The following is a 21872-nucleotide window of genomic DNA, read 5'->3' on the forward strand; positions in this document are numbered from 1 at the left end:
AATACCTCGTCAGTATTAAGAGCTGGACTTCAACAAACTTAACAACTCAGCGCTTCGCGCTTCGTTCGTTTCCGTCTATCTCGTCGGTATGGGGTGCATTCTAGAGGATTTCAGAATCATTGCAACCCCCAATTCACTATATTTTTCACGTATGTATCTTTTTTCAACGAAAATCACCAAAAAATCGCTTTTTCATCTAAATTTTGAGCATTTTTATGAAATAAAATCTGTACTCAGTGCAATTCATTTTAAAACAGCCCTTTTTATTAAGACCTAATAACTCTCAAAAAAGTGCTAAATTTTAATAAGACCACAAAATTTCAACTTTACACCCAGAATTTTCCAAAACTTTCTTATATCAGGTTACATATTTTGCTGTTTGCTATCCGACTTATAGATATAAGGTAAATCAACAAAGTCAGTCTGCTGCTTCTATTAGACTTTTCCTTCTAATTCCAGATTTTAAGTAGCGAAAAATAAGTAAATCATCTTTATTAAGCTTTAGATAAGATAAAAACTTAATTTCAGACCTATATAAAGCTAAATAGGATTTTAAGACTTAAGCTGCATATTGGGGATTGTTACCCCCTAACCAGTGTTGCATGACTTCCTCAATCACTTCTTTCTTACCCTTATAATCTTCAGCAGCAAATAATAGTTTAGCCCGACGTGGCAAACGTTCTTTAACTAAGGAAAATAGAAGATAGTGTGAGGCAAGATCTAATTGCTGTAATAAAGCATGTGCCAGCTCAAAGGATTTCCGCTTCTGTTCAGCGGTCTCGTATTCAAATAGAAAACGTAAAATGAAATCAACTTCCTGATCGAAAATATCCTGAGTTTGATAGTGGTACATAAACGCTATTTACCCTCTTTTTATAAATTTATAGATCTTCTTTGAGACCTCATATCATCAGCATACTGATAATTTTCTGGATGTCAGTATCTATCGGGCAATCTTCACGGGATTTGAAGCAAATGAAAAATGTGATTCTTAAATGAGAACATCGAAAGTAAAGGTGAAATTTTGGAAATAAAAAAAGAAGAGATCTCTCCCAAAATCTCTTCCTTGGAGTTGAATCTTTATGCGATCCATCGTGTCATTATTATAGTTATCTGCAAAAATTTAAAAAAGTCCCTTGGGGAAGAGACGTAAAATTGTGGAACTTTTTTGTTATACACGTACCCTCTAGATATGTTTTCTACACAATGTCTAGATGGATAAATCTTAAACATAAAATATGACAAAATCAAGACAATTGGAAAAATTTAAGTATTGTTTTTATAAGCTTTTTTTTGAATTTAGTTATTTAGAATATTAATATACGGTATAAAAAATAAAAGCAGGCCAAAGCCTGCTTTTATTTCAATAGCTTAGCTTAGGCTTAGTCAACAAAAATGACTTTTGCAATTGCTTTTTTGCTGGCTTGAATAATTAAAGTGACGTTTTCTTTCACCGAGAAATTGCCATCAACTGGCTCCCAATCTACTTTTACCGCACCACGTCCTACCGCATCTTTTGCCTGAGCGGCATTTTTGGTTAAACCGGCAGCACGTAAGATAGAAGCAATAAAGATTTCACCACCATATTCACCACGTGAAATGGTCACTTCAGGCGTACCTTCTGGAAGTTCACCTTCAGTAATCAGGTTACCCGCACCTTTATGTGCAGTTGCAGCAGCTTCCGCACCATGGAAACGCTCAACCAGCTCAAGCGCAAGAATTTTCTTCACTTCTTGCGGGTTACGACCTTCAGCCACTTCTTTTAACAACGCTTGAATTTCTTCAACTGATTTAAAGCTGAGTAAGTCAAAGTAACGTTCAATTAAGGCATCTGGCATAGAAAGTACTTTTTGGTACATCGCGCCCGGTGCATCAAATACCGCAATGTAGTTACCCAAAGATTTAGACATTTTATTCACGCCATCTAAACCTTCAAGAATTGGCACAGTAATACAGACCTGTGCTTCTTGTTCATAACGACCTTGCAAGGTACGGCCCATCAACAAGTTAAAGGTTTGGTCTGTACCACCCAATTCCACGTCAGCTTCGAGTGCTACCGAGTCATAACCCTGTACCAGTGGATACAAAAATTCGTGGATCGCAATCGGTTGATGGCTGTTATAACGCTTGGTGAAGTCATCACGTTCCAACATACGCGCCACAGTCTGCTGCGAAGCCAACTGGATTAAATCAGCTGCAGTTTTTTGAGCAAACCATTCAGAGTTGAACACCACTTTGGTTTTTGCTGGATCAAGGATTTTAAATACTTGTTCTTGATAGGTTTTTGCATTTTCCAGCACTTTTTCACGCGACAAAGGCGGACGTGTCGCACTCTTGCCAGTCGGATCACCAATCATGGCAGTGTAGTCACCGATCAAGAAATAAACTTCATGGCCCAAATCTTGAAACACTTTCAATTTATTAATTAAAACCGTATGACCTAAGTGCAAATCAGGTGCAGTTGGGTCAAAACCTGCTTTAATTTTAAGTGGACGATTCTGTTTTAATTTCTTCAGAAGATCTTCTTCAGAAATAATTTCGTGTGTGCCTCGTTGGATGAGGGCAAGTTGTTCTTCAGCCGGCAGGAAATTTGACATCACAAAACCCAAATACATCAGTTATTCAATTTGTGCGATATACTAACACTTTTTCAGCACATTGCAGGCTTAAGAATAATCATGACAGCGATCTATATTGGGGTAATGACCGGCACGAGCATGGATGGTGTCGATATTGTTGCTGCTTCTTTTGATCCTTTACAGCTTCATGCCACCCTCACTCTGCCTTTTGAACCGGACCTACGTGATGAGTTGATGGCATTAACGCTACCTTCAGACAACGAAATTGATCGTATGGGTAAAGCTGATGTTGCTTTAGCAACCATGATTGGTGAAGGAATCAATACGCTCATTGAAAAGAATCATTTAGATCGCACTCAAATTAAAGCCATTGGCTCGCATGGACAAACCATTCGCCACCGCCCCGAACATGGCTTCACCTTGCAAATTGGTGATCCCAATATCATTACCGAAATGACGCAAATTCCAGTGATTTCAGATTTTCGTCGTCGTGATATGGCTGCTGGCGGACAAGGTGCTCCCTTAGTTCCCGCATTTCATCAGGCCTTGTTCCAGCATGACAGCATTCATCGTGTGATTCTGAATTTAGGCGGGATTGCCAATGTCAGCATGTTGCCTGCAGGCAAACCCGAAGCAGTCTTTGGCTTTGACACCGGTCCCGCCAATATCCTGATGGATGCCTGGTGTCACCGATACACGGGTCAGCCTTATGATGAAAACGGCAACTGGGCAGCATATGGACAACCGATCCGCAGCCTGCTCGACCGCTTGCAAGCGCATGAGTTTTTTTCAAAAGAACCACCCAAAAGTACCGGTCGTGAAGACTTCAACCTTGAATGGCTAGATGAACAGATTCTGGATTGGCGTAATGACCTTGAATATGACGAGTTAGAAGATACGCCTGAAAATATCCAGGCGACTTTAATGAAACTCACCACCCGCGCGATTAAAAAAGCCATTTACCGTTCTGAAATGCAAACCGGCGAAGTCTATGTTTGCGGTGGCGGTGCCTATAACTCGAACTTACTTGAGCAATTGCGCTGGCGTTTACGCAAACACGAATGGACGGTACAAAGTACCGCTGATTTAGGTCTAAGCCCAACTTGGGTGGAAGCCACTGCTTTTGCATGGTTGGCGATGCGCTTTGTGAATCAGCAAAGTGGTAATCTGCCGGCAGTGACAGGTGCTGCAGGTTATCGTATTTTAGGTACCATGACTGCGGTATAAGTTTTTATTCCAAAAGACTTATATAAAAGGTCTGCATCAAGCAGACCTTTTTTATTTCTATACTTTTATTGCTTCTATACTTTATATAGTCACTTATTTCATCAGCTTTTTAGCATTTTCCTGACGAAAAGCATTCAGAATCTGTTGCCCTGCCCGTCCCGTCGGACTTAGGCCCAAACGAATCTGTTCCTGACGGATGGCTTGACGGGTTTTATCACCAATCAGACCATCTACAGTACCAATGTCATAACCGCGATTGGCCAAGAACTGCTGAATCTCACGACGTTCAGCGCGTGAAGTACCCGCATCATCAGTTGGCCAGGCTTTACTAAAGCCACCCTGTCCCTGTAAGCGGTCGGACAAATGTGCAATCGCCAAAGCATAACTTTCCGCCGCGTTATAACTATATATAGCATCGAAATTTTTAAATACTAAGAATAACGGCCCGTTCTCACCGGCAGGTGCCATTAAACCTGCAGCAGATGACTCGCTTAAATTACCTTGAATTAATGGTGTACCATCAGCGCGAACCACGCCTTGACTGATCCAGCTACTTAAAAGCTTTTTATTACGACGGCTTTCACCCGCAATTGACATGCCTTCAGGAACTTTCACCTCAAAGCCCCAAGGCATACCCGTTTGCCAGCCGCGTTTTTTCAGGAAGTTTGCAGTTGAAGCCAAAGCATCAGTGGTACTGGACACCAGATCATGACGACCATCCCCATCAAAATCCACCGCCAGTTCTTCATAAGTTGAAGGCATAAACTGGGTATGCCCAAATGCTCCAGCCCATGAACCCTTCATTTGCTGCTCGCTTACATCGCCACGCTGCAAAATTCGCATGCTGCTAAAAAATTCGCCACGAAAAAAACTTTGACGCCGCCCTTCACAGCTTAAAGTGCCCAAAGCCTGTAATAAAGGATAACTACCCGAAATATCTCCAAAATTACTTTCCACACCCCATACCGCAACCACCGTTTCAGCCGGTACACCGTACGTTGCAGCAACACGATTCAACACATCACGATGCTGGGCTAATTTTTGACGTCCAAGCTGTACCCGTTCTTCATCGACCAAGCCAGATAAATAATCCCAAATGGGAGTAGAAAATTCTGGTTGATAATTCAGTTTATCAATCACCGAATAATCCGGTGTTAAATTTTGCGTATAACGGTCATAAGTCGAGCCACTTACTCCAGCACTGATCGCTTGAGAACGTAAATTGGCAATACATTGCTGGAAATTATTTTGCGAACTAAAAATTTGATTTGCAGGTGGAGTTGAAGTGACTGTGACAGGTTGACCATTAATAATCAGCTCAGCATTGGCTTGAGTCATTGCAAGGAAAACTGAACCTAAAATGAAAGCTAAGCGCTGCATAGTATCCTTTACGATCTTTGAATTTAAATTATGCTTTTACCATACCACCATCAACACATCGTTTCTGAATCAAATCGTAAATTTAAATTTATTTTCTTTATTTTAAATTCATATTTAAGTTTTGAATTTAAAAAATCTATCCACAACCCTTTATTTACAAGTTTTTAAATTCAAAATATCTGGAAATATGAATTTAAATTCATTTCTATAAATTTAAAACATTATTTTAAATTTAAATTATCTGTGGATAAGTTAATTTCTTTTATTTTTATAGCTTTAAATAGCCAAAACTTTAAATTCAAAATCCAGCTTTTAAATTTAAAAAGCTTAAATTCATATTTCATAAAATACTTTGAATTCATATTTTTTAAATTCAAATGCATGGGTTTAAATTTAAATTCATATTTTTTGAATTTATTTTTATCTTTTGAATTTAAAATTTCTGCAGCGTTTTACAGTGCTAAAACTGAAATACAGAACCATTCTACTTGCTTGTTTTTTATGCACCATATTTATAAAGGATTGTATAAATAACATACAATTATTTTTTATTTTGTTCCGATAAACGGCGTACTCACTCAAAAGAGGCGCAATCATGCCCGAAGTGCAGGCATAAAAAAAGCGGTCATTGGCATGACCGCTTTTTTATCATTCAAACTTGGGTTTAAATGCTCATATCTTCGCTAAGTGCTAGTGGATTCGGTAAAATTTTCGCCAATGCACGGCATAAAGCAGTCAGTTCAGCACTGTCATTCGGCATCAAGGTGATGTGGCCAATTTTACGGCCTTCACGCTCAGTCTTGTTATAAAGGTGCAAATGTGCGCCATTTAAAGCCAAGACATCTTCAGACTTCGGATGTTGACCAATGATATTGATCATGATTGTTGGACGTACCACTTCGGTTGAACCCAAAGGTAAACCGGCAACAGCACGAATGTGGTTTTCAAACTGCGAACAAACAGCCCCTTCAATCGACCAGTGACCCGAGTTATGCACACGCGGTGCCATCTCGTTGGCATATAAACCTTTATCGGTCACAAACAGTTCTAGCGTCAACACACCCACATAATTCAAATGATTGAGCAGGCGAGTGATGTAATCTTGTGCCACAGGCTGTAAATCGGCACTGTTAGGTGCCGGCACAATTGAATGCGACAAAATGCCGTTGTGGTGATGGTTTTCCGCCAATGGCCAGGTTTTTACATCACCATTTAAACCACGCACCGCAATAATCGACACTTCACGTGAGAAAGTCACAAAACTTTCTGCAATGAGTTCACCGGCAGGACCCAGTTCTGCCCAAGCCTGATCAATCTGATCTGTTGAACGAAGAACAAATTGCCCTTTACCATCATAACCCCCACGTGAGGTTTTCAATACGATTGGCAAGCCCAGTTCAACCACAGCTGCGTTTAAGCTTTCCAGTGAAGTGACCGCTTTATACGGTGCGACCGGAATCGCCAGTTCATCAAACAAGGCTTTTTCAGACAGACGATGCTGGGCAATTGCCAGAGCCTGACGTGGCGGGTGCAATTCTTTTTGCTTGGTTAAAACGTCTACATCTGCAAGCGGGGTATTTTCAAACTCAAGACTGAAAACATCTGCACTTTGGATAAAGTCATTTAAACCATTTTCAGCTTGGCTTGAAATGACTTGCCCCAAGGCTGCCGCAGGACAGTCGGTATTGGCTTCAAAGAAAGTGCATTGAATATTCAGCGGTAAAGCAGCTTGCGCCATCATACGGCCGAGTTGACCACCACCAAAAATACCGATGGTTTTATTCATAACGTGTGTCCCGTTTTAAGCTTGGCTTTAGATTTGACCAGGAATATTTTTGCTTGCTACTTTTTCAGTTTGCGCAGCGCGGAATTCAGCAACATTTTTGGCAATTTCAGGGCGTGTCAGACCTAAAATTTGTGCTGCCATAATGGCCGCATTGGTTGCGCCCGCAGGACCAATCGCCAATGTACCGACAGCAATACCTGCAGGCATTTGCACGATTGAAAGCAATGAATCTACGCCATTTAGAATGGAAGATTTCACCGGTACACCTAGCACAGGTAAATCAGTTTTTGCTGCACACATACCTGGTAAATGTGCTGCACCGCCAGCACCGGCAATAATCACCTGAATGCCACGTTCACGTGCTGTTTCAGCATATTCAAATAAACGGTCTGGGGTACGGTGTGCAGAAACAACTTCCGCTTCAAATGGGACGCCAAGCTGTTTCAGCATATTGGCAGTGTTTTCCAGAGTTGCCCAGTCAGATTGGGAACCCATGATAATTCCAACGAGAGGTTGAGTGTCTGCAGCAGCCGCATTCATTGCAAATGTTCCATAAACGAATGTAAGGAAGGATAAATCTCGACAAGAGCCAAGCTTTAAATGAATCAGAAGCTCGATATTATAGACTGATTTTTCATCTCACCAAAATTTAACAGCCTACGCAGATGGATATTTTCAATCTTTTTTATAGAAATAGATAAAAATAGGGCAGTGGTCAGTTTATTGACTACGAAAGACAAAATAAATACAGCCCAATAAACATAGACCTGCCCACAGATAATCCAGTTTAAAAGGCTGCTTAAACATCAAAATCATAAAGGGGACAAAGACCAATAAAGTCACCACTTCCTGAGTAATTTTCATCTGTCCCATGGCCCAGCCTTGTTGCGCCAGCAGGCGGGTAGCCGGAATCATAAAACTATATTCAAGTAAGGCAATCAGCCAGCCAAATAAAATGGCTTGCCAGAGCGGGGCACCATGTAAAAATTTAAGATGCCCATACCAGGCCAAGGTCATGAAACAATTAGAAATAATTAAAAGCAATAAAGGAAAGAACATGGCAAATTGATCTGGTGCTGTTGTGCGTATTTTACGTTTTTCCTGCAAAAAAGCATGTTATTTGCGTACCGTTTTTTACTCCCTAAATACAGCATACAGGCTCAAAATAAAGCACCTGCTGCAATGCTATGAATAGATACAAGAAAGACTATCTTTTCCGCAAAACCCTTGATATCGTTGCTTTCAAATTGAATCGATAATGACAACACCACCAATAACAACGTGATGTGTCTTAATAAGCAGTGGAGTTAAAACGCATGCATCTGCATATTTTGGGTATTTGTGGCACCTTTATGGGCTCGCTGGCACTCTTGGCGCGTGATTTGGGACATAAGGTGACGGGTTCAGATGCGAATGTCTATCCACCTATGTCAACCCAACTGGAAAATGCAGGCATCGGCTTAATGCAGGGTTATGATCGCAGTCATTTGCAGCCACATCCCGATCTGGTGATTGTGGGTAATGCCATGAAACGTGGCATTGATGCTGTGGAATATATGCTGAATGAAGGTTTGCCTTATATTTCAGGTCCGCAATTTTTGGCAGATCACGTTTTACAAGGCAAACATGTACTTGGCGTAGCAGGTACCCACGGTAAAACCACAACCACGACCATGCTGGCTTGGGTATTAGATCAAGCCGGTTTAAACCCGGGCTTCTTGATTGGCGGCGTACCTTTAGGTTTCACTGAAAGCGCGCGTTTAGGTGGCGGCAAATACTTCTGTGTAGAAGCGGATGAATATGATTCTGCTTTCTTCGACAAACGTTCCAAGTTTGTGCATTACCACCCAAAAACTGCGATTTTAAATAACCTTGAATTTGACCATGCCGATATCTTTGATGATTTGGCTGCGATTCAAAAACAGTTCCACCATTTAGTCCGTACCATTCCGAGTGAAGGTCGCATTATTGCACCAATCACTGAAACCAATATTGATGAAGTTCTGGAAATGGGCTGCTGGACTCCAGTAGTTCGTACCAGTCTAGATAGCAATGAAAAAGCATCTTTATCTGCCGAACAGTTATCAAATGATGGTTCACACTTTAAGGTACTGCAAAACGGCGTCGTGAAAGGCATCGTGAAATGGAATATGACCGGTCAGCATAGTGTTGCGAATGCTTTAGCAACCATTGCGGCGGCGGAACATGTCGGTGTTTCTATTGAAACTGCATGTGAAGCATTGTCGAATTTCGGCGGTGTGAAACGCCGTATGGAATTGCTGGATACCGTGAAAGGTATTGAAGTTTATGATGACTTTGCCCATCACCCAACGGCAATTGAAACCACTTTAGACGGCGCACGCAAACGTCTTGGCGAGCGTAAACTTTGGGCGATTATTGAACCTCGCTCCAACACCATGCGTATGGGTAGTCATAAAGATGGTTTGGCGCACTCTGCACGTTTAGCCGATGAAGTAATCTGGTATCAACCTGAAGGGCTGGACTGGGATTTACAACCAGTGATTGAAGCTGCACCGAATAAAGCTGTGGTTGCACGTAGCTTAGATGACATCATTCAAACTGTTGTCTCTGGGGCAGGTGAGGGCGATGCTGTGGTGATTATGTCGAATGGCGGTTTTGGTGGTTTACATCAGAAATTGATTACGGCTTTAAAAGCTTAAGTCACAATTAATATTTGAAAATTAAGGACTATTTTTATAGTCCTTTTTTATTAGACTCAATGAATCATCTATTTTTATAATAAAACTTATGACATAAAAATATTATCCACCAATATTCCAAAAAGAAGAGTTTCATTGCCTCTATTGTAAAGTCTATGCACACCAGAGATGGAGCAATGATGCAAAGTTCCCAATTCCATTTCAAAATGATAGATATTTTCATGATCAAAAAGAGCTGAGAAGTAGCCAATGTACTTGTTGTCAACAGAGTACTTTATGGTTAGATAATGAAATTATTTACCCATTACTTGATGCTCAAATACAACCTCATGAAGACATGCCTGATAGCCTTAAAAATGATTTTGAAGAGGCTGTCAGCATTGTTAATAAATCACCACGAGGAGCTGCAGCATTATTACGTTTAGTAGTCCAAAAATTAATGATTGAAATTAATGAAAAGGGGAGCGAATTAATGAGGATATTCTAAATTTAGTCAAAAAAGGATTAGATCCACATATTCAGCAAGCTTTAGATTATTGTCGTGTAGTAGGAAATAGTGCTGTTCATCCTGGGGAAATAAATCTTGAAGACTCTCCTGAAATTGCAAACACTCTATTTGAAACAATTAATTATCTCATTGAAGATTTAATCGCGAGACCTAAAAAAATTCGCGATCGTTTTGAAACTTTACCTGAAGGTGCTCGGGCAAGAATTGAAGAAAAAGATAAACCTAAAATATGATTCGTTGAAAGCGACACGGATGTCGCCATGTTGAACTGTGGTATAGGGATATACCATCAGTTCAACAGAAGATTTTTGTTACTTTTGATCTTTCAAAAGTAAGGCAATACTTACTGTATATATTTTGAATATTTCTATAAATTTGAAGTTGTGCAATAAAATTTAACTATTTAGCCAATATTCTTCAGACTTTTATCACATTCTAAATATTAAAATAATATAAAAAATTTCAGACATTATTTTTATAAAAACAGTCCTTATAAATCACCTGAAATAAAAGTTCACATTTGTAAATTTTTTATCGTGAATAATTTAAGTTCACCTTCAAATCAGATCATTCTGTAAGAAAACCTGTCCAAGTAATGACTTCGTCAACGACTATTGCTAGCTTAGAGAGCGAAGCTCTGTGTATCCATGCCACAATTAAACAAGCGACAAATACCGCAGAGCCTCCAATATACTTCTTTCATGCTACTGCTCATATTTGGTTAGACTCAATTTAAAGCAACAGGTTTCAATTTTGAGAAAAATTTAAAATATATCAATACATAATGAAAGTAGGTGAATACTAAAAGGAATAAGCTAATGACAACAATGAAAGCAATGGTCTATTACGGCGAAAATGATATCCGCTTTGAAGACCGTCCCATCCCCCAAATTATTGATGCAACGGATGCGGTCATCCGGGTCACCAAAACCACCATTTGCGGTACAGATTTAGGCATATGGAAAGGTAAAAACCCCGAAATTCAGGAAGAGGCCAAGAAGAAGACCGGTGAATTTAGCGGTCGTATATTAGGTCATGAAGGGATTGGTATCGTTGAAGAAGTCGGCTCAGCCGTCAAAAATGTGAAAAAAGGCGATCGGGTTATTATTTCCTGTGTCAGCCGATGCGGGACTTGTGAAAATTGTCAGAAACAACTCTACGCTCACTGCCGTAACGGAGGTGGCTGGATTATGGGCTACATGATTGATGGTGCTCATGCAGAATATGTGCGCACTCCATTTGCCGATACCTCTTTATATCCCTTACCAGAAGGCTTAAACGAAGACATTGCCGTGTTTTTATCCGATGTACTGCCAACTTCACATGAAATTGGTGTGCGTTATGGCAATGTTAAACCGGGGGATAGCATTGCCATTGTGGGAACAGGACCGATCGGGATGGGTTGCTTGTTGACCTCACAATTCTATTCACCCGCGCAAATTATTGCGGTGGATATGGATGATCACCGTTTAGCGCTGGCTAAAGAGCTGGGTGCCACCCATACCATTAATTCCGGCAAGGAAGATGCGATTGCACGTATTCTAGAGATTACCGAAGGGCGAGGGGTCGATTGTGCGATAGAAGCTGTGGGTGCAGAACCCACCTGGAACATTTGCCAGAACGTGGTAAAAGAGGGCGGTCATATCGCCAATGTCGGGGTACATGGCAAGCCAGTCAATTTTGAACTGCAAAAGCTCTGGATTAAAAACCTGACCATCACCACCGGCTTGGTCAATACCAATACCACCGGCATGTTGCTGAAAACCTGTTGTTCCGGAAAACTGCCTTTGGAACGCTTAGCCAGCCATCACTTTAAATTTGATGAGTTTGAGAAAGCCTATGATGTGTTTAAACATGCCGCAGATGAAAATGCCATGAAGGTAATTATTGATATTGCCTAGTGGGCTGGAATGAGAAAAGCCCAGTTTTTTTGGGCTTTTTTAATCTATCTAAAATTTAGGCCGCAACATCTGTCAGGCTTTGATCACGTTTAAACATCACATCCACATAGGAACAGGTCGGTACAATTTTTAATTGGTTTTTACGAGCAAATTCCACCAATACATCCAGTAATTGACGTGCTGTACCCTGTCCACGCAAAGAATCATCTACCCAGGTATGATGGGCAATAATCTGATGTTCACCGCGCCATAAATAGCTAATTTCTGCAACACGTTCTCCTGCAGCATTCAGCTGGAAAAACTCGCCTTGTTGGCCGTTATCGTCATGTTGAAACTGCATAACTCTCCCTCATTTTTTGGCTTTAACTATAATCAGAATACTTTAAAAATACATTATTTCAATAGATCATGCAGAGTTAAATCTCGATCAAAAACGGATTTTGCAACAGGACAGAATGGAATAATTTTGACCTGTTTTTCTCGGGCCAACTGCACCACAGGTCAATGCCTTGTCTACGCAAAGTATCATCCACCAGGGTATGGTCAATAATCAGGATACTGTCACCGACCCAGGTATAGGTCATTTCAGCGAAATGATGACGATGGTCACTGATATAAAATTCACCTTTTTTGCCATCATCCTTATGTTTAATCTCTAACATGATTATGCTCTGCTGAGGAGCAAGATATTCAACATGCCATAACTGCTGGCGCCAGAGTGTTAAGTTTTTTACTGTTTTTGACCGCGCAGGATTTCTTTTTTTTAGCTGACTGTAAACTTAACAAGTGTAAGATTTCCACCTAAACTTCAACGCAAATTCTTATATTATTTCACTATGTCATCCCCATCTCCTAAAATTTCAGCCAATCCCACCCAGCAATGGATTTGTGTCATCACTTTAGCTTTTGCAGCCTTTATTTTTAATACCACTGAATTTATTCCTGTGGCCTTGCTGAGTGATATTGGCCATAGTTTCAATATGCCGGCCACCGATGTCGGCATCATGATTACCCTGTATGCTTGGGTAGTCGCACCCATTTCACTGCCGATCATGTTAATCACCCGCAATATTGAACGACGTTTTTTACTGATCAGCTTATTTATCGTGTTTATTGCCAGTCATGGCGTATCGTATTTCGCATGGAATTTTAACATGCTGTTGGCCAGCCGGATTGGCATTGCATTTTCCCATGCGCTGTTCTGGTCTATTACCGCATCCTTAGCGGTTCGTGTCGCGCCTAAAGGTAAAGAATTTCAGGCATTGGGTTTGCTGGCAACCGGGACGGCATTGGCGATGGTCTTGGGCATTCCTTTTGGCCGCATGATTGGTGAGGCCTATGGCTGGAGAAATACCTTTGCTTTAATTGCTATTGGTGCGGCAATCATCTGTCTAACACTGGCAAAAACCTTACCCAAACTGCCCAGTGTCAATTCCGGTTCACTGAAAAGTCTGGGCATGCTATTTAAGCGTCCAAGCCTGATGATGGTGTTTGCTTTAACGGTGATCATCATTACTGCCCAATTTACCGCATACAGTTATATTGAACCCTTTGCGCTGAATATTGCCCAGTTTAGCTCGGCACAGACCACCAGTTTATTGCTGATTTATGGCGCTGCCGGTTTTATTGGTTCTTATCTGTTTGGGAAGTTTGGCAATCAATATCCCAAACTGATGATTCCCTTAAGCTGCTCTTTGTTAGCTTTTTCAATGTTGCTGTTACTGCCCCTTGCTCAAGGTTTTATCAGCCTGAGTACACTCAGCTTATTTTGGGGAATGAGCATTATCTGCTTCAGCTTGGCGCTACAAGCCAAAACCCTGAATCTGGCTTCGGATGCAACCGATGTCGCCATGGCGATTTACTCCGGCCTGTATAATGTCGGTATTGGCGGTGGGGCATTGTTGGGGGGAATAGTCACGGCACATTATGGCTTAAGTCAGATTGGAATCGTGGGGGGCTTGATTGCTGTGCTGGGTACAGTGTTGGCATTCATTTTAGTGCAACGTAAAGACTTCATTAAAATGTAAATGGAATAGATAAAATTTGCACAATCCACATAAATATGCGATTCTTCCCGCATATTTGGAGTTAATCCAAAACAAATTTGAGTAGAACAAGGGGAGTAGCCTCCTCCAAGCCATAGCATTTTGAAGTTTTAAAATGCGGTGGTGTCAGAATATCGTCATTACACTTTGCAAAAAGTCGGTATCTGAGCATCTGAATTTACAAAATGTGGATTTTCAGATGTAGGCAAGACCTTGATCATGTTGACATAGATGTTTAATTCATCTGGCAACAGGTCAAGGTTTTTTTATGGCCAGTTGCCGGGTGTGGAGTTTTGTTATGGAATCCATCGGTACCCCGGGATTGTATCTGGCTTTTTTTGCGATGGTGGCAGTCATGCTCATTATCGACTTCATTGGCTTCAAACACAAAGAAGACCAACCCGTCAAAATTAAATCAGCAGCCTATTGGAGCATTGCCTGGGTCAGTGTGTCCATACTGTTCGCTGGCGGTTTATGGCTGTATTTACAGCAAACAGCGGGTGTTGCCTTAGCTAATCAAAAGACCATGGAATATTTTGCCGGTTATCTGTTAGAGAAATCACTGGCGATTGATAACGTGTTTGTCTGGCTGATGATTTTTGCTGCCTTCGCCATCCCTCCGGCATTACAACGTAAAGTGCTGCTGTATGGCGTACTCGGTGCCATTGTTTTACGTACCATCTTTATTTTTATTGGCGCATGGTTCGTTCAAGAATTTTCCTGGATTCTGTATATTTTCGGTGCTTTTCTGGTCTATACCGGTTTTAAATTTCTTAAAGGTCATGAAGAAAACCCGAATATTGAAGATATGGCCTTACTCAAGTGGTTACGCAAACATATCCGTATTACCCCTCAGCTAGATGGGCATAAGTTCTTTGTGCGTCAAAACGGCGTGTTATGGGCAACGCCATTATTTCTGGTGTTGATTTTGGTTGAAGCATCCGATGTGATTTTCGCGGTGGATTCTATTCCAGCTATTTTTGCAGTGACCAGTGATCCCTTTATTGTGTTAACCGCAAACTTAATGGCTATTTTAGGCTTGCGTGCCATGTTCTTCTTACTGGCAGGCGCGGCTTCTAAAATGCATTATTTACCCTATGGTCTCGGCATTATCTTGCTGTTTATTGGTTTTAAAATGTTAATGCTGGATGTGTTCCATATGCCGATCTGGATTTCACTTGGCTTTATTGTGATTGTACTGGCAATTACCACCTGGTTATCGCTTCGATATAACAAGAAGCAAGAGTAACTGTAATTTTTAAATAAAAGATCCAGCCTTCCATCTTTGAGATGGAAGGCTTTTTTATCGGTTCTATTGCCATATTTTCCTGTTGTTACAAACTTCGAAACCCTCTTCAAAGCCCTGCTTAATTTATAAAAGAGAGAAGGGGTTAAAACCAAGCTGTTACGGTTTAAATAAAAATTTCAGGTACAATCAATCGAAAAAACGAGAAATTAAAGGTTATTCCATGTCTTCCCTTCAAGCACAACGCGCCGTTCGTGGCCGCTTTCTTGATATTCAACACACCGTTTCCCAAGCCTCCGACATTGCTCCAGCCATACGTTATATTGAAGATGGTTTAATCCTCCTGAATGCGGGAAAAATCAGCTGGTTTGGAACATGGGAAAAGGGAAAAGATCTGCTCAGTGCCGATACGCCATTTGAGCATTATCCAGACAAGCTGATTGTGCCGGGATTCATCGATACCCATATTCATTTCCCGCAAACCGAGATGGTCGGTGCTTATGGCGAACAGCTACTGGAATGGCTGAATAGCTATACTTTCCCTACAGAATTGCAGTTTAAAGACAAAGCTTATGCCGACAAAATCGCACAATTTTTTGTTCAGCAATTATTGAAAAATGGCACCACCACCGCTTTAGTATTTTGTAGTGTCCATACTGAATCAGTCGATGCATTATTTGAAGCCGCAGAACAGCAGCAAATGCGTTTAATTGCCGGCAAGGTGATGATGGATCGCCATGCGCCTGATGAGCTGTGTGATACAGCAGAAAGTTCTTATCATGACTCTAAGGCACTGATTGAAAAATGGCACGGCAAAGGCCGTAACCTGTATGCCATTACTCCACGTTTCGCACCGACATCTACACCGGAACAACTGCAAAAAGCAGGGCAGCTCAAAGCGGAATATCCAGATGTCTATGTACATACTCACTTAAGTGAAAACAAGAATGAAATTGCCTGGGTCAAGGCGTTATTTCCCGAGCAGAAAGGCTATCTGGATGTTTATCATCATTATGGCCTGACCGGAGAGCGTTCGGTATTCGCGCATTGTGTACATTTGGAAGATGCCGAATGGGACTGTATGCATGCCACCCACTCAGCAATCGCCTTTTGCCCAACCTCCAACCTGTTCTTGGGCAGCGGTTTATTTCCCTTGAAAAAAACTTGGGAAAAACAGGTCAAAGTCGGCTTGGGCACAGACATAGGTGCAGGCACTTCGTTTAACCAGCTGCAAACCTTAAATGAAGCCTATAAAGTACAACAACTCCAGGGCGATAAACTCTCGGCATTTGAGTCCTTGTATCACGCCACTTTGGGGGGAGCCAAAGCCTTAGATCTGGACGATAAACTGGGTAACTTTAACTTGGGTAAAGAAGCCGATTTTATTGTATTGGACTTAAAAGCCACAGCACTGCAAGCACTGCGTCAGGAACGCGCCAAAGGCATTGAAGATGCTTTATTTGCCCTGATGACTATGGGTGATGACCGCAATATTCATACAACCTATATTTACGGAGACCCGGTATATGTCAAATACTAAATCGCAAAAAACATCCAGAAAAAAGATCATCTTGATGATTGGAATTGCGGCGGTGTGTACTTTCCTTCTCAAGCGCGATACTGCACAGCTCAAGGCCTGATTACATTTTCAGCCGCAAAAAAGATGCATATCTTGAGCAGATGTATTAAAATTAAAACATCTTTTGAGGTGTTGCTGGTCAACACCTTTTTTATTTTTTGATTTGCTTTTAGGTATCTACCCATGACCGTTCATATGAGCGTAATGATCTCAGCTGAAGAAATTCACGCTAAAGTCAAAGAGCTTGGTACAAAAATTGATGCTCACTATGCCAATAGTGACAAAGAACTTGTACTGATTGGTTTACTGCGTGGTTCAGTTATTTTTATGGCTGATTTATGTCGTGCAATTAGCAAACCGCACGAACTCGATTTTATGACGGTATCCAGTTACGGTGGCGGTACAGTTTCAAGCCGTGATGTGAGAATTTTAAAAGACCTCGACGGCGAAATTCGCGGTAAAGACGTGCTGATTGTTGAAGATATTATTGACTCAGGCAACACCCTCAGCAAAGTACTGGAAATTTTAAGCACACGCAGTCCTAACTCAATTGAGCTATGTACTTTAATTAGCAAACCTTCACGCCGTGAAATTGAACTTGAAGTCAAATTTCTGGGCTTTGAAGTCGAAGATAAATTTATTGTCGGTTATGGCTTGGACTATGACCAAAAATATCGCCATATTCCCTTTATTGGTGAAATTGGTCTATAAGACTCGGATCAGATACTTAAGTGGCTTCGGCCACTTTTTTTATCCTTAAAATTTGATAAGGAACAAAAAAACAACAGTTTTTAGCAGGACTCAGCTGTTGTATTTTTTATAAATGATTAATTATGAACACGAAAGCGAATTGAAACAAAATAAACAAACGATAACAAAAGGAGAAGCCTCATGTGGTCACTTATAGTTGCGATCGTGGTCGGTTTTATTGCGGGTTTAATCGCACGCGCTATTCATCCCGGAAATGATAAATCAGGATTTATTGTCACCACCTTATTGGGTATTGCAGGTTCTTTACTGGCCACCTACGGTGGACGCTTACTCGGACTGTATGGTGAAAACTCCGCAGCAGGCTTTATTGCCTCGGTCATCGGTGCCATTATTATTCTGTTTATTTATAACCTCATCACCAAAAGATCAGGCGTTTAACCGCTATCCCAGGATTGATTTAATCTCATAAAAAAAAGCACCTCAACAGGTGCTTTTTTATAGGGCTATTGAGCAATCGAGAGAGTTACAAACCTAGCTCTTTCCAGATTTGTTCAATTTCTTGGGCAGGGTAGGCACCCATCACTTTAAAGCCATTCGAGAAAATAATGGCCGGTGTGCCATTTAAACCCAGGGATTTTCCTAAAGCCAAATTACGATCCACAGGATTGGCACAAGTTTGTTTACTGGCCGGCTGAATACCTTTCGCAATCAAATTTGACCAGGCCAAGGCAGGATCTTTTTCACAGAACACCTGTTTGGAAACGGCCACAGATTGGGTTTTGATTGGATAAATAAAAGTATAGATGGTGACATCATTTAACTTGCTTAGTTCAGTCTCAAGTTTTTTGCAATAAGGGCAATTTGGGTCAGAAAAGATCGCTATCTGGCGTTTTCCATTACCTCGCACAGTTTTGACTGCATCCTGCAAAGGCAGTTTTTTCCAGTCGATGCTGTTTTGTTTCAGCATTAAATCTTTGGTCAGATTTTTCTGGTCAGTTAAACGGAACATCGAACCAACCAGAATATATTGCGCATCTTCGTTTAAATACACCACCTGACCATCCATCGAACCGCTATAAATTCCTTTCATTTCGGTGGTTTGAATCTTTTCAATTTTCAGTTTTGGATGCTGTTTACTCAGGTTACTTTTCACCGTATCAACATTTGCCAGTGTTAAAGTTGAAATAAAACTGACCAGGGCAAATGCCAATGTTTTTTTAATCATATTTTTTGCTCATTACTTCAAAATTTTTCAGGCTGATTCTACTTAAAAATCAGCCAGCAATGCTTAAAATTTTAGCATGCCTTACTTAAAGCACACAGATTTGCTCATCAAGGTTTCACGTGGAACATTGACATGACTTATAGTGGATTAATTTCTACCGAGATATGCACAATTTCCTCATGTATAGATAATGCTTCCCGTACCTGATCGGCATTTAGGCTGCTATTGGTGGCTAAAGCCAAAATGCAGGAAAATTTACCTTTGCCCACTTTCCAGACATGCAGGTCGGTAATTTCTACACTGGAAAATTCCTCAATGACCTCACGAATTTCCTGCACCACAGGATGATCCATTTCGGCATCCAGTAAAGTTTTTCCGGTTTCTTGAATAAGGCCCCAAGCCCATTTTGCCACCAGTATAGATCCAATAATCCCCAACAGCGCATCCAGAAAGCTCCAGCCCAGATATTTGGCGGCAAACAGCGCAATAATGGCAAAGACCGAAGTCACTGCATCTGCAACCACATGCATAAAGGCTGCTTTTTGGTTTAAATCATGATGGTGCTGGCCGTGTTCATGGTGATGGTGATGGTGATCATCATGCAGCAACCAGGCGCAGATCAAATTGATCACCAAACCCAAAATCGCAATCGGAATGGCTTGGTTATAATGAATATCAATCGGATTGAGCAGTCGCTCTATGGATTGAAAAGCCATAAACAGCGCCACCACCATCAACAGGATGGCACTGCTATAGCCGGCTAAAATTTCAATTTTCCAGGTGCCAAAACTAAAACGCTGATCTTGAGCATAATGTCGGGCAGAACGGTAAGCAAAATAAGCTAGCCCCAATGCCAGCATATGTGAACTCATATGCCAGCCATCCGCCAGCAAGGCCATAGAGTTGTAAATCCAGCCCCCAATCACTTCTAATAGCATCATCGCTGCCGTTAGAATGGTCGCCAGCAAAATGCGTTTTTGTGCCAGTGGATTTCCCTCATCAAACTGATGGGCATGTGTCCTGGTGAATGGGGCTTTTTGCATCGTCTTAATCTTAGTGTTTAAATATACTCCCCTATAGTATATTTATTTTTGGAGTATTGTGTTGGGCCATTTACATCAAGACAAGAAAATTATTAATCGTGTCAAACGCTTACAAGGGCAAATTCATGCCGTAGAGCAGGCTTTGCAACAGCCGGACAATTCCTGTATCAGTGTTTTACAACAGGTGGCAGCCATTAAAGGTGCGGTCAATGGTTTAATGAATGAATTAATCGAATCCCATTTACGTCATCACGTGATTGGGGAACAGGCCGACATCAATCAACAGGAACTGGATGAATTTTTAAAATTATTAAAGCGTTACGGCTAAATCTTTACATCTTGTAAATTGACCTTCCAAGTAAATCGCAATTAAACTCCTGATATATCTCTTCTACTTTCTCAATACGTGAAATTTAGTTTTAAACTTCGCGTATTTTTGCGACCCTCTAAATGACACATTCTCAATCATGGCGACCTTTTATCATGGTCAGCCTGGCACTGATTATGGGAACAATCGGAACTGCACTGGCTAGTCCGTTATATCCCATTTACCAGGCACTCTGGGGTTTAATGCCTAGCCAGATCACCTATATTTTTGTCGCTTACATGTTTGGCTGTCTGGCCACCCTGTTATTTCTGGGCCGTCTCAGTAATAGCATCGGTTTTTTACGTAGCCTGCAAATTGGTATGGGTTTTATTATTCTCGGTTTGGGCCTGTCCAGCATTGCTGCAAATACGGTATGGCTGGCTGTCGGCCGTTTTATTATTGGCATTGCCTCCGGTCTGATTAGTACCTCAGCCATGCTGGGACTGGTTTATACCATTCCTGAACCTTACAAAAACAGTGCACCTCAGTTGAGTTCAGTGATTACCGTCATCGGATTTGGATTGGGACCGTTTATTGGCGGGGTGATTGCGCAATTTTCCACACATCCCGTGCTAACGCCTTATCTTCCGGTGATATTGGGAGCCATTATCTGTTTAGGTGGTCTGTATGCGATTAAAACCCCGAGCTTTGAATCACAACCATTTTCTATGGCACCTCATCTAGAGCTGCCCGAACCGCAGTATAAATCGCTGTTTTATATTGCCGGGTTTACCGCATTTGCTGCATTTGCTTCATTCAGCCTGTTTGCCTCACTTGCACCTTCCTTTGTGAAAGAAGCCATTCCCTGGCATGGTCCTTTGGTCAGTGGTTCAACCATTGCCAGTATTTTGCTGGTTTCAGCCCTGGTGCAGTTCTTTGCCAAATCGCTTCCCTCGGGCAAATGTCTGAATTACGGTTTAATCACCTTAATGACGAGTTATCTATTGCTCGGTTTATGTATGACCCAGCACTGGAGTCAGCTGTTCTTTATCAGTGATATTCTGGTTGGCATCGGTCACGGGTTGGGACTGTTGGGAGCCTTTGGTCTGGTGCATCAGATGACCAATAGCAACAACCGTGCTGCAGTGATCTCCACTTATTTGTTTATTGGTTATCTCGGCACCATTATCCCGATTATTGCGGCAGGCTATCTGTCCGATCATTTTGGTTTGGTGAGCGGTGTTTTGGGCTTTTGTATCGGTGTAGGCTTACTCTGTTTAAGCTTATTGCTTTGGCATAAAAAACTTGAGCACGCAGCATAAAAAAGTCCTCAATTGAGGGCTTTTTTATTTGATGTACGTAAATTTACCTGCCATACAAAAAGCTATCGAAATAGGCTTAGAGTGTAATGGATAGAAGTGCTAGTTATACATGCTTGCATTTCTGATTGATTGAGGTGAAAGATGAAAAAGATAAAATTGTTAAAGGTGATTGGTACATGTGCGATAGCTGGTTATTGTTTTAAGAAGGCTACATGTAAGCAGAAAAACCCCAAATCCAATGACTTTCGAGACAGTGAGGAACATAACAAGACACAAAATGATACTGTTTAATTGACTAACAGGCCTCACAATTTTGTGAGGTCTTTGATTTT

General features: G+C 41.3%; 19 protein-coding genes and 2 pseudogenes. 11 read left to right on the forward strand and 10 right to left on the reverse strand.

The window, feature by feature from the left end:
• Nucleotides 1–559: 559 nt before the first annotated feature.
• Nucleotides 560–853: a hypothetical protein gene (locus tag WAE57_RS14575; protein WP_237788475.1), complete on the reverse strand. Its 294-nt coding sequence runs from the start codon at nt 851–853 to the stop codon at nt 560–562.
• A 529-nt stretch (nt 854–1382) separates the two neighbouring features.
• On the reverse strand, nt 1383–2615 hold the full coding sequence (gene tyrS / locus WAE57_RS14580) for a tyrosine--tRNA ligase (protein ID WP_171264069.1): 1233 nt from the start codon (nt 2613–2615) through the stop codon (nt 1383–1385).
• Between the two features lie 63 nt (nt 2616–2678).
• On the opposite strand from tyrS, the gene WAE57_RS14585 reads away from it, so the two are divergent.
• On the forward strand, nt 2679–3806 hold the full coding sequence (locus WAE57_RS14585) for an anhydro-N-acetylmuramic acid kinase (RefSeq protein ID WP_237788474.1): 1128 nt from the start codon (nt 2679–2681) through the stop codon (nt 3804–3806).
• A gap of 93 nt (nt 3807–3899) precedes the next feature.
• Here WAE57_RS14585 and WAE57_RS14590 read toward each other — a convergent pair whose 3' ends face one another.
• From WAE57_RS14590 to WAE57_RS14605, 4 genes are all read right to left on the reverse strand, one after another.
• On the reverse strand, nt 3900–5186 hold the full coding sequence (locus tag WAE57_RS14590) for a lytic murein transglycosylase (protein ID WP_337711139.1): 1287 nt from the start codon (nt 5184–5186) through the stop codon (nt 3900–3902).
• Nucleotides 5187–5850: 664 nt separating this feature from the next.
• Nucleotides 5851–6972, reverse strand: coding sequence for a 5-(carboxyamino)imidazole ribonucleotide synthase (locus WAE57_RS14595; protein ID WP_337711140.1), 1122 nt, complete (start codon nt 6970–6972; stop codon nt 5851–5853).
• A gap of 27 nt (nt 6973–6999) precedes the next feature.
• Nucleotides 7000–7512 (reverse strand): 5-(carboxyamino)imidazole ribonucleotide mutase, encoded by a 513-nt coding sequence (gene purE, locus WAE57_RS14600; protein ID WP_086176732.1) that lies wholly within the window; start codon nt 7510–7512, stop codon nt 7000–7002.
• A gap of 180 nt (nt 7513–7692) precedes the next feature.
• Nucleotides 7693–8031 (reverse strand): DMT family protein, encoded by a 339-nt coding sequence (locus tag WAE57_RS14605; protein WP_086176740.1) that lies wholly within the window; start codon nt 8029–8031, stop codon nt 7693–7695.
• 257 nt (nt 8032–8288) lie between these two features.
• Between WAE57_RS14605 and mpl the strand changes: the two genes are divergently transcribed.
• From mpl to WAE57_RS14620, 3 genes are all read left to right on the forward strand, one after another.
• Nucleotides 8289–9653: a UDP-N-acetylmuramate:L-alanyl-gamma-D-glutamyl-meso-diaminopimelate ligase gene (mpl, locus tag WAE57_RS14610; RefSeq protein ID WP_337711141.1), complete on the forward strand. Its 1365-nt coding sequence runs from the start codon at nt 8289–8291 to the stop codon at nt 9651–9653.
• 337 nt (nt 9654–9990) lie between these two features.
• Nucleotides 9991–10140 carry a hypothetical protein gene (locus WAE57_RS14615; RefSeq protein ID WP_337711142.1) on the forward strand — a complete coding sequence of 50 codons (150 nt, stop codon included), beginning with the start codon at nt 9991–9993 and terminating at the stop codon, nt 10138–10140.
• 839 nt (nt 10141–10979) lie between these two features.
• Nucleotides 10980–12062, forward strand: coding sequence for a zinc-dependent alcohol dehydrogenase family protein (locus WAE57_RS14620; protein ID WP_337711143.1), 1083 nt, complete (start codon nt 10980–10982; stop codon nt 12060–12062).
• A gap of 55 nt (nt 12063–12117) precedes the next feature.
• Here WAE57_RS14620 and WAE57_RS14625 read toward each other — a convergent pair whose 3' ends face one another.
• Complete coding sequence (locus WAE57_RS14625; protein WP_237788467.1) at nt 12118–12402, reverse strand: GNAT family N-acetyltransferase; 285 nt, start codon at nt 12400–12402, stop codon at nt 12118–12120.
• 53 nt (nt 12403–12455) lie between these two features.
• Nucleotides 12456–12724 (reverse strand): annotated as a pseudogene (locus WAE57_RS14630) (N-acetyltransferase).
• A gap of 174 nt (nt 12725–12898) precedes the next feature.
• On the opposite strand from WAE57_RS14630, the gene WAE57_RS14635 reads away from it, so the two are divergent.
• The 5 genes from WAE57_RS14635 (at nt 12899) to WAE57_RS14655 (ending at nt 18081) form a co-directional block, all read left to right on the forward strand.
• A complete protein-coding gene (locus WAE57_RS14635; protein ID WP_337711144.1) occupies nt 12899–14089 on the forward strand; it encodes a sugar transporter in 1191 nt (396 codons plus the stop codon).
• Between the two features lie 316 nt (nt 14090–14405).
• Entirely contained in the window at nt 14406–15356 is a 951-nt protein-coding gene (locus WAE57_RS14640; protein ID WP_337711145.1) for a TerC family protein, read from the forward strand.
• Between the two features lie 220 nt (nt 15357–15576).
• Complete coding sequence (gene guaD / locus WAE57_RS14645; RefSeq protein ID WP_337711146.1) at nt 15577–16893, forward strand: guanine deaminase; 1317 nt, start codon at nt 15577–15579, stop codon at nt 16891–16893.
• 222 nt (nt 16894–17115) lie between these two features.
• The gene (gene hpt / locus WAE57_RS14650; RefSeq protein ID WP_337711147.1) at nt 17116–17643 is read left to right on the forward strand and encodes a hypoxanthine phosphoribosyltransferase; all 528 of its coding nucleotides are present in this window, start codon (nt 17116–17118) and stop codon (nt 17641–17643) included.
• 180 nt (nt 17644–17823) lie between these two features.
• Entirely contained in the window at nt 17824–18081 is a 258-nt protein-coding gene (locus WAE57_RS14655) for a GlsB/YeaQ/YmgE family stress response membrane protein (protein ID WP_086176722.1), read from the forward strand.
• 85 nt (nt 18082–18166) lie between these two features.
• On the opposite strand, the gene WAE57_RS14660 is transcribed toward WAE57_RS14655, so the two are convergent.
• Nucleotides 18167–18868 (reverse strand): DsbC family protein, encoded by a 702-nt coding sequence (locus tag WAE57_RS14660; protein ID WP_337711148.1) that lies wholly within the window; start codon nt 18866–18868, stop codon nt 18167–18169.
• An 81-nt stretch (nt 18869–18949) separates the two neighbouring features.
• Nucleotides 18950–19911: pseudogene (gene dmeF, locus WAE57_RS14665) on the reverse strand (CDF family Co(II)/Ni(II) efflux transporter DmeF).
• Nucleotides 19912–19972: 61 nt separating this feature from the next.
• Here dmeF and WAE57_RS14670 point away from each other — a divergent pair.
• Both WAE57_RS14670 and WAE57_RS14675 read left to right on the forward strand, forming a co-directional pair.
• Nucleotides 19973–20239, forward strand: a complete 267-nt coding sequence (locus tag WAE57_RS14670; RefSeq protein WP_337711149.1) for a metal/formaldehyde-sensitive transcriptional repressor — start codon at nt 19973–19975, stop codon at nt 20237–20239.
• Nucleotides 20240–20394: 155 nt separating this feature from the next.
• Entirely contained in the window at nt 20395–21540 is a 1146-nt protein-coding gene (locus WAE57_RS14675; RefSeq protein WP_337711159.1) for an MFS transporter, read from the forward strand.
• Nucleotides 21541–21872 lie beyond the last annotated feature (332 nt).

It is taken from the genome of Acinetobacter sp. NS-4 (genome assembly GCF_037402435.1).
Classification (GTDB): Bacteria; Pseudomonadota; Gammaproteobacteria; order Pseudomonadales; family Moraxellaceae; genus Acinetobacter.